At 57.6% G+C, this 6554-nt stretch carries 16 protein-coding genes; 15 read left to right on the top strand and 1 reads right to left on the bottom strand.

What is annotated here, in order from left to right; genetic code table 11:
* Nucleotides 1-266 (bottom strand): helix-turn-helix domain-containing protein (locus IPI80_RS15370; protein ID WP_413861617.1); only part of this gene is annotated, 266 nt, incomplete at its 3' end.
* Between the two features lie 99 nt (nt 267-365).
* On the opposite strand from IPI80_RS15370, the gene IPI80_RS15365 reads away from it, so the two are divergent.
* From IPI80_RS15365 to IPI80_RS15295, 15 genes are all read left to right on the top strand, one after another.
* On the top strand, nt 366-524 hold the full coding sequence (locus tag IPI80_RS15365) for a hypothetical protein (protein WP_413861615.1): 159 nt from the start codon (nt 366-368) through the stop codon (nt 522-524).
* A 2-nt stretch (nt 525-526) separates the two neighbouring features.
* Complete coding sequence (locus IPI80_RS15360; RefSeq protein WP_413861613.1) at nt 527-856, top strand: helix-turn-helix domain-containing protein; 330 nt, start codon at nt 527-529, stop codon at nt 854-856.
* Nucleotides 857-1153: 297 nt separating this feature from the next.
* The gene (locus IPI80_RS15355) at nt 1154-1438 is read left to right on the top strand and encodes a hypothetical protein (protein ID WP_413861611.1); all 285 of its coding nucleotides are present in this window, start codon (nt 1154-1156) and stop codon (nt 1436-1438) included.
* Nucleotides 1435-1905 (top strand): hypothetical protein, encoded by a 471-nt coding sequence (locus tag IPI80_RS15350; protein WP_413861609.1) that lies wholly within the window; start codon nt 1435-1437, stop codon nt 1903-1905. Before IPI80_RS15355 ends, IPI80_RS15350 begins: the two co-directional genes overlap by 4 nt.
* A gap of 3 nt (nt 1906-1908) precedes the next feature.
* The gene (locus IPI80_RS15345; RefSeq protein WP_413861607.1) at nt 1909-2130 is read left to right on the top strand and encodes a hypothetical protein; all 222 of its coding nucleotides are present in this window, start codon (nt 1909-1911) and stop codon (nt 2128-2130) included.
* Complete coding sequence (locus IPI80_RS15340) at nt 2127-2450, top strand: IclR family transcriptional regulator (protein ID WP_413861605.1); 324 nt, start codon at nt 2127-2129, stop codon at nt 2448-2450. The genes IPI80_RS15345 and IPI80_RS15340 overlap by 4 nt, the downstream gene beginning before the upstream one ends.
* Before the next feature lie 11 nt (nt 2451-2461).
* A complete protein-coding gene (locus IPI80_RS15335; RefSeq protein ID WP_413861603.1) occupies nt 2462-2650 on the top strand; it encodes a hypothetical protein in 189 nt (62 codons plus the stop codon).
* An 18-nt stretch (nt 2651-2668) separates the two neighbouring features.
* Nucleotides 2669-2989, top strand: coding sequence for a hypothetical protein (locus IPI80_RS15330; RefSeq protein ID WP_413861601.1), 321 nt, complete (start codon nt 2669-2671; stop codon nt 2987-2989).
* A gap of 15 nt (nt 2990-3004) precedes the next feature.
* Complete coding sequence (locus tag IPI80_RS15325; protein WP_413861599.1) at nt 3005-3301, top strand: hypothetical protein; 297 nt, start codon at nt 3005-3007, stop codon at nt 3299-3301.
* Nucleotides 3302-3408: 107 nt separating this feature from the next.
* On the top strand, nt 3409-3837 hold the full coding sequence (locus IPI80_RS15320; protein ID WP_413861597.1) for a hypothetical protein: 429 nt from the start codon (nt 3409-3411) through the stop codon (nt 3835-3837).
* Between the two features lie 4 nt (nt 3838-3841).
* Nucleotides 3842-4726 (top strand): hypothetical protein, encoded by an 885-nt coding sequence (locus tag IPI80_RS15315; RefSeq protein ID WP_413861595.1) that lies wholly within the window; start codon nt 3842-3844, stop codon nt 4724-4726.
* An 87-nt stretch (nt 4727-4813) separates the two neighbouring features.
* The gene (locus tag IPI80_RS15310) at nt 4814-5245 is read left to right on the top strand and encodes a hypothetical protein (protein ID WP_413861593.1); all 432 of its coding nucleotides are present in this window, start codon (nt 4814-4816) and stop codon (nt 5243-5245) included.
* A 20-nt stretch (nt 5246-5265) separates the two neighbouring features.
* Nucleotides 5266-5622 carry a hypothetical protein gene (locus IPI80_RS15305; protein WP_413861591.1) on the top strand — a complete coding sequence of 119 codons (357 nt, stop codon included), beginning with the start codon at nt 5266-5268 and terminating at the stop codon, nt 5620-5622.
* Between the two features lie 251 nt (nt 5623-5873).
* Complete coding sequence (locus IPI80_RS15300) at nt 5874-6146, top strand: hypothetical protein (protein ID WP_413861589.1); 273 nt, start codon at nt 5874-5876, stop codon at nt 6144-6146.
* A complete protein-coding gene (locus tag IPI80_RS15295) occupies nt 6143-6448 on the top strand; it encodes a hypothetical protein (RefSeq protein ID WP_413861587.1) in 306 nt (101 codons plus the stop codon). The genes IPI80_RS15300 and IPI80_RS15295 overlap by 4 nt, the downstream gene beginning before the upstream one ends.
* The last annotated feature ends 106 nt before the right edge of the window (nt 6449-6554 follow it).

The raw sequence follows: 6554 nt of genomic DNA, 5'->3' as shown, positions 1-6554 counted from the left end.
TTCAGCCGCAACCACGCAGGCTTGGCGGCAACGAGCCGTTGACCGGTCAACACGTAGTGCGTGTCAATGCCAAGCTCAGGTCGCGCTTCGGCCAGCGCTAACAGCTCGCGCTCCGGGAAGGAATTGCGCTTCTTTCGCGCGTTAAACGCTTTATCACCCATACCCAGGGCTGCGGCAACTTCAATGTCCTTGCTTACCCGCAGCTCATGTTTAAGACGGGCAAGCGCATCTAGAAAAAAATCTACATCAGTCATTGAAATTCCCATTTATGTAGAGTAATATCTACATATCGATTTAAAACCAATCAATTCGACAACCACCACAAGGACACGCCATGTCAATCGTGATTGATACCCAGAGAGCCAATGACATCAAGCAGCGGCTCTACCAACAAAACCAACCGTCACAAATGGGCAGCCAACCATGGCTACCAGTACCACACCGTGAGCAACGTGCTGCGCGGTGTCAACAAGGCCACCTTTGGCGCAGGGCGCGAAGTGGCTGAAAAACTCATTCGCCTCTGACCATGGCCCACCCCACCATTCCAGAACTCGGACCGGTCACTGACCGCGAGTACTTGATCCATATCGGCGGTTTCCAACAACTTCAACCGCAAAGGATACCAGCCATGCACCCTGAACAGATCAAGGCCGCAATCCGCATGAAGGACACCACACCTGCCCGCCTGGCAGATGAAATGGGCCTGTGTGCTTCCACCTTTTCGATGGTCATCGCCGGGCGGGGTAAATCCGCCCGTGTGATGAATCGCATTGCTGAGGTGACCGGCATACCGGTCAGCACCATGTGGCCGGAGAAGCCCAGCCTGTCACGTCACGGAAACGGCGTAGCAGCATGAAATCACAGCCTTATGGGTCCATTGGATCGCTCCTGTTTGGGGTTGCAATGCACACTGTGCGCCCAAAAAGCCTGCGCCGACGCATTACAGCTCGGGCATTTGTTTAGAAGCCCAAGTACGGATCGCTAGCGGAGGGCTTCCAAAATGAATCCTTGCGAACCTAATGACTTTGTGGCAGCAATAGCCGCTTGTCTTGAACACGCGCGGATCGAGCTGCTCCGTAACACGGGCGAGGTTGCAGATGCCATGGCAGGACCAACCAGAGACGCTGTCTATAAGTGGTCGCAATCAGGTCGGATGCCTATCGTCGAAGTGCCTGCATTTGAGCGTGCGTGTGGGGCATTCTTTGTCAGCAAACAGCTTGCCGCTTCCAGCGGTCACTTGATCGTGAAGGCTCCTACTGATGCAGGGCCGGTCCAATTGGACTTTGCTCGCCTCCAGTTTCAGGTTGCAAAGGCCTTGCTAGCTGGCGCAGCGGCACAGGTTGACAGGTCGCAGGGGCAGGAAGCCGCACGGGCCATCACGCGAGCCATTGAGGCGCTGTTGGCCATGCGCACACAGCTTGAAAGGGGTGGCAAATGACCCGCCGCAACTGGAAACAGGTGCGCCCCAACAGCGCCATTGACGCCTTGCGCCTGTGCAAAGAGTTTGCCCAGGAAAAAAAGAATCTGAGTATTGAGCGCATTGCTGACCGCATGGGTGTGACGCATGACAGCCTCTACAAGTGGCTGTCCAGCGGCAAGCTGCCCTTCCATTTGCTGCTCGCATATGAGCTGACCTGTGGTTGCCACTTCGCCAGCGAGTGGGCTGCGGCCAGCGCGGGCAAGGTGGTGATCAACATCCCCACCGGGCGTGCCGTAACCCAGGGCGACCTGGTTGAACTGAATAGCTGCTTTGGCGCAGCCCTGCAACTGCTGGCCGACTTTTACAGCGCCCCCGGCAAAGCCGACGCAACCGAGACCCTGGCCGCGCTCACGAGCCACCTGAGCCAAGTAGCCTGGCACCACGCCAATGTGGGCCAGTTCACCAACCCTGAATTGGAGTTTTGAGCCATGAAGCGCATCCAAGTCACCCACACCCGCACCCGCTTTGAAAAGCCGCTGGTCACGCTGGATGGCGGACCGTTCAACAGTGCGGACTACACGCCCGAGCAGTTGCACGCGTTGGCCTGCCAGATGCTGGAGATTGCCAACCTGTCAGCCCAGCGCCCCAGCCATGGCAAGCGCTGGACGTCGGCCGTGATCAGCTACCCCCTGCCGGAGGATCTGCAATGACCACAGGAAAGCCCCTAACCAACTACACCAACGAATCTCAGCAAAGGCTGATCAAGCTGGTGCTGTTCCTGTTCGGTGATGCCATCAACGGCTACTCACCCAGCGCACTGGCCAAGTCCTTGGGCTGCTCAGCAACCATTGTCACCCGCGACATGCACAACCTGGTCAAGGCAGGTGTTGCCGAGCGCGACGACGCTACCGGCGCTTGCCGCCTGACGCCCCGATTGCCGCAACAAGCCATCAAGGTTTGGACCTCGATTGACCGCGCTGAGCGCCGTCTTGAAGAGTCCAAGCAACGTTTTTCCCGTAACCCAGACTGAAGAAAGCACTTATGACCGCAGGACGCAAACCCAAAAAAGTTGATGTTGTTGACGTGATCGACCCCAGCCTTGACCAAACCAAGATTACCGGAGCAATGGTGCAGATGCGCGTCGATGGTGTGGCATCAAAGCAAAGCCATGAAGCGGCGATATTTGACCCTTGGCCGCCAAGTCGGGGGTATCCAAATGGCGCAGGGTGATACGGCAAATTTTCTGCCGTGGCAGAAGTAAAGCTGTTCGTAGAAATCAAAGAATCCAATAAATTCAAGGACTTAGCTATTCGCGGCGCTGATGGAAATTTCTGCCAGGCAGAAAACATCGATGATTTTTGCAGGTTGGTTTTTGGCAATGGCTACAAGGCAATGAATGAGGAGAGCTTGACTCTACGGGCGCTTGGCGATACTGCCTATGACGCTGCCAACCGCCTCGGCCTCAACCGCAAGCAACTGCGCCTAATCAGAAGTCTTCCCGACGCCCAGCGCACAGCGGTGGCAGAAGCCATCCAGCAGAAAGCAAATCGAAGTTGTGGCCATCATTGAAGACCTGCCGCGCAGTTGGCGCAGGCCCAGGACGGTGCCACCGATGCCAAAGAAGAAGTCAAGGCCAAGGAAGCCGTCATTGCCGACAAGAACGCTGCTGCAGACAAGTTGCGCGCAAAGCTCAAACGGGTGCAGGCTGCGCCGCCCCATGCAGTGCTGGCCGAGCTGCAAAAAGAAGTCACTGACTTCATGCACAACGCCAATGGCTGCATTCTTGGGCAGCTACGCAAAGGGCTCATTGCCATCAAGAACCACGGCGACGATGACCATAGTGTCTTCATGGCTGGCTGGGGCAAGTGCAGGCCAATCTGACGGCGCTCCGCGACGAGTTTGATCTGCCCGACGTGAGCAATGCCGCTGACATGGAACTTGCGGCGGATGCGGCGCAATGGATGCCCACAAAGAAGGGTGCGTAAGCCATGACCGATGCTTTGAATGATGCATTTGACACCAGCTTGCCCACCGAACTGCAATGCGTGGTGGCGATGCTTGGGGATATGGCTGGCACGATAGCGCTGAGCACCAGGGACTTGCCAGCTGCTTTTACCGCGGTCACTGACTTCAAAAAGCCCGCACCGCCTATCGCACATGAGCTGCGGGTGGCTGGGCGCCTGCTGGAGTTTGAAACGGCTCGGCTTGCCCGCTTGGTGAATTTGCAAACGCAGACACTGCGCGGGCTGTTCGCAAACTCTTTGCAAGTGGTGGATGAACTGCGTTTCAGCAGCGCGTACCTGGAAAAGTCACCCAGCGAAACCCTGAAGTGGATCAACACCGCGTTGAACACCATTGCCGATATGCAGGAGGCAATCGAGGCATTGTTTCCGGGTGAGTCGTTTCCAGGCAATTGAAATCATGGCAACAATTTCAGCACCTGGAACCAGTTTGTTGGTACACGTAGCCCAACGGGCGGCCACTGCGCCGCGCGGCCAAAAGGGCGCTGTACTGAGCGAAGTCTGCGCCGGCACAGGCAAGTCCAAGAGCACTGTGTACCGCCAGTTGAACAAAGTTGCAGTGCGTCCCGTGCGGCGCAAGCGGTCCGATGCAGGCACCACAGCGCTAAGCGAGGCGGAAGCGCAAATCATTAGCGCGCACCTGATGGAGAGTCACCGCAAGAATAACAAGCAACTGGTTTCGATAGAGCACGCACTGACCTATCTGCGCTATGAAGGCATCGTGCGCGCTGAGCGGCTGGACAAAAATACGGGTGAATTGATACGGCTCAGCGCCAGCGCCGTGTCCAAGGGGCTGAAGCTGTACTGCCTGCACCCCGACCAGTTGCTGCGCCCATCGCCTTGCGTCGAGCTGCGTAGCTTGCACCCCAACCACGTCTGGCAGATTGATGCCTCGCTGTGCGTGCTGTATTACCTGCGGCCCACCAGCGTACGGGATGCCGGTCTGCAAGTAATGGAGTTCGACAAGTTCTACAAAAACAAGCCCGCTGCGTTGGCCCGCATTGAGAGCGAGCGGGTATGGCGCTATGTGGCCACAGACCACTACAGCGGCGCAGTCTTTGCGAACTATGTGCTGGGCGCAGAAAGCGGCGTCAACCTGTCAGAGAGCTTTATCGCCGCCATCCAGCAGCGCGGCTCGGAAATCATGTTTGGTGTTCCCCGGGTGCTGATGATGGACATGGGTAGTGCGATGACCAGCGGGTTGTTTAAAAACCTTGCCCGGCGCCTGCAGGTGATCACCAACGCCCATGCGCCGGGAAATGCCCCGCGTGACGGGGCAGGTTGAAACGGGCCAGGACATTGTGGAGCGCAAGTTTGAAAGCTCGCTCAAGCTGTCCCCGTTGCAAGCCTGGACGAGCTGAATGAATTTGCGTTGGCCTGGGCGCGGCACTTCAATGCGACCGCAATCCACAGCCGCCACGGGCGCACCCGTACAGACGTGTGGCTGACCATCACACATGACCAATTGCGCACGGCCCCCGCGCCCGATCTGTGCCGCGAGCTGATGACGCACGAGCCACAAGAGCGCCAGGTTAGCCAAACGCTGACGGTCAGTTTCAAAGGCCGCGAGTTTGATGTGAGTGCCCTTGAGAACCTGGTGGTTGGAGAGAAGCTAATGGTTACGTATAACCCCTATGCGCCTGACAGCGCGTGCGTGGTGGACACGGCTGCAGACGGCACTGAGCTGTTGCACACGGTGCCGCTGGTGCTGCGCAACGAGGTGGGTTTCCGTGAAGACGCCAATGTAATTTTGGAGACCATGGCCGCCATGCCGACACACGGGCCGACACCAACCGCAAGTTAGTGAAGCGGTTGGCGATGGGGGTGGATACCGATACGGAGGAGCAGGCGGCACGAAAGGCTAAGACCTTGCCGTTTGGTGGTCGCATAGACCCGCTGCGCGAAGCCAAAGAGACCGTGCTGCCAATCCCGCTGATTCAACGCGGAACGCCTATGGTGCCCATGGTCACTACCACCAGCACGCCCCTGCCGGTGCAAACCCTGACCACGTTTGAAGTGGCCCAGGCCTTGATGGCACGGGGGATGAAGCTTACCCCGGACATGTCTTCGACCCTCATGGAAATCTATTCTGGCGGCATTCTGGAAGATCAGTTGGACGGCGTGTATGCCCGACTGACGGTGCGCACCGGGCTGCGTGTTGTGGTCGGAGGTGGCGTATGATTCGCTCGCTGTGCAAAAAAAGCGCAGTCAGGATTGGCGTCCTGTCACACCCCTACGACGAAAGCCGTAGGACTCCCGCAGTCGCTGCGGCTTCGTTGTCTGTGCCCCCAGTTTTGGTGGCTCGGATGGGGGGCCGTGAGGCCGCCGGTTCCTGCAAGGGGTGTCCGGTACGCCAACCCTGTCCGAGCTACCTCCTTGGATTGGCGTCTGGGGAGGTGGTTTTTGCAAACCACACTCCTTGGAGCCAACCTATGGCACACACTCGCACCCCCACGTCCCCGGCTATTGCCGTCACCAACATCGTTGACGCGCTTGACGATCTTGCTTGCCACTTCACCGCTTTCGAGGCCATAGAGCAAATGCTCTCGCCGCAGAAGCTCAATTGCAATGAAGACCTCGCCCACGTAGACCGCGCCTCTCTGGGCTTTCTGCTGACCATGCTCAACGTGAGCATGCGTGAGCAGATCACCAACGCCCGTGCGGCGGCTGAGGTGGCGTACCGCATGCATGGAGATGAAGCATGAGCGTCCGAAAAGTCAATCCCTTGATGATCAACACCATCTTCAAGCTGACCCTGCTAGATCAAACCAAGAAGGAAATATGCAAGACCGTAGGCATATCGCCGGGAGTGCTGAAAAAGATTCGGGCCGGCACCTATCCTGGTCTGGACAGCGCCAGCTTGATCGCATGGCGGAAAACTTTTGCCGTAAGTGATGCCTTAAATAGGGCACAAAGTCCAAAGAGCCCGGCTCACAGCGTTTTCATTGGTGGGGTTAAGGCCACCGTGGCACCCACACCCGGTCAAGCGCCCTGCGCGGGCCGTTAAACCAGTTGCTAAACGAGTGACTGGAACCATGGTTCTAAAAGAATTTGGAATCACGCAGCAAGAGTTGTACATGGCCAGCGGTGTATCGCGGTCAGCCGTGAGTCGT

This window comes from Candidatus Aalborgicola defluviihabitans (genome assembly GCF_016705985.1).
Taxonomy (GTDB): Bacteria; Pseudomonadota; Gammaproteobacteria; order Burkholderiales; family Burkholderiaceae_C; genus Allorhodoferax; species Allorhodoferax defluviihabitans.
Note: the sequence above shows the minus strand (reverse complement) of the source record. Positions and strands in the feature narration are given on the sequence as shown.

Coding starts and splice junctions, on each gene's coding strand:
- IPI80_RS15365 (WP_413861615.1), top strand. CDS start 366: ATGACATCAAGCAGCGGCTCTACCAACAAAACCAACCGTCACAAATGG.
- IPI80_RS15360 (WP_413861613.1), top strand. CDS start 527: ATGGCCCACCCCACCATTCCAGAACTCGGACCGGTCACTGACCGCGAG.
- IPI80_RS15355 (WP_413861611.1), top strand. CDS start 1,154: ATGCCTATCGTCGAAGTGCCTGCATTTGAGCGTGCGTGTGGGGCATTC.
- IPI80_RS15350 (WP_413861609.1), top strand. CDS start 1,435: ATGACCCGCCGCAACTGGAAACAGGTGCGCCCCAACAGCGCCATTGAC.
- IPI80_RS15345 (WP_413861607.1), top strand. CDS start 1,909: ATGAAGCGCATCCAAGTCACCCACACCCGCACCCGCTTTGAAAAGCCG.
- IPI80_RS15340 (WP_413861605.1), top strand. CDS start 2,127: ATGACCACAGGAAAGCCCCTAACCAACTACACCAACGAATCTCAGCAA.
- IPI80_RS15335 (WP_413861603.1), top strand. CDS start 2,462: ATGACCGCAGGACGCAAACCCAAAAAAGTTGATGTTGTTGACGTGATC.
- IPI80_RS15320 (WP_413861597.1), top strand. CDS start 3,409: ATGACCGATGCTTTGAATGATGCATTTGACACCAGCTTGCCCACCGAA.
- IPI80_RS15315 (WP_413861595.1), top strand. CDS start 3,842: ATGGCAACAATTTCAGCACCTGGAACCAGTTTGTTGGTACACGTAGCC.
- IPI80_RS15300 (WP_413861589.1), top strand. CDS start 5,874: ATGGCACACACTCGCACCCCCACGTCCCCGGCTATTGCCGTCACCAAC.
- IPI80_RS15295 (WP_413861587.1), top strand. CDS start 6,143: ATGAGCGTCCGAAAAGTCAATCCCTTGATGATCAACACCATCTTCAAG.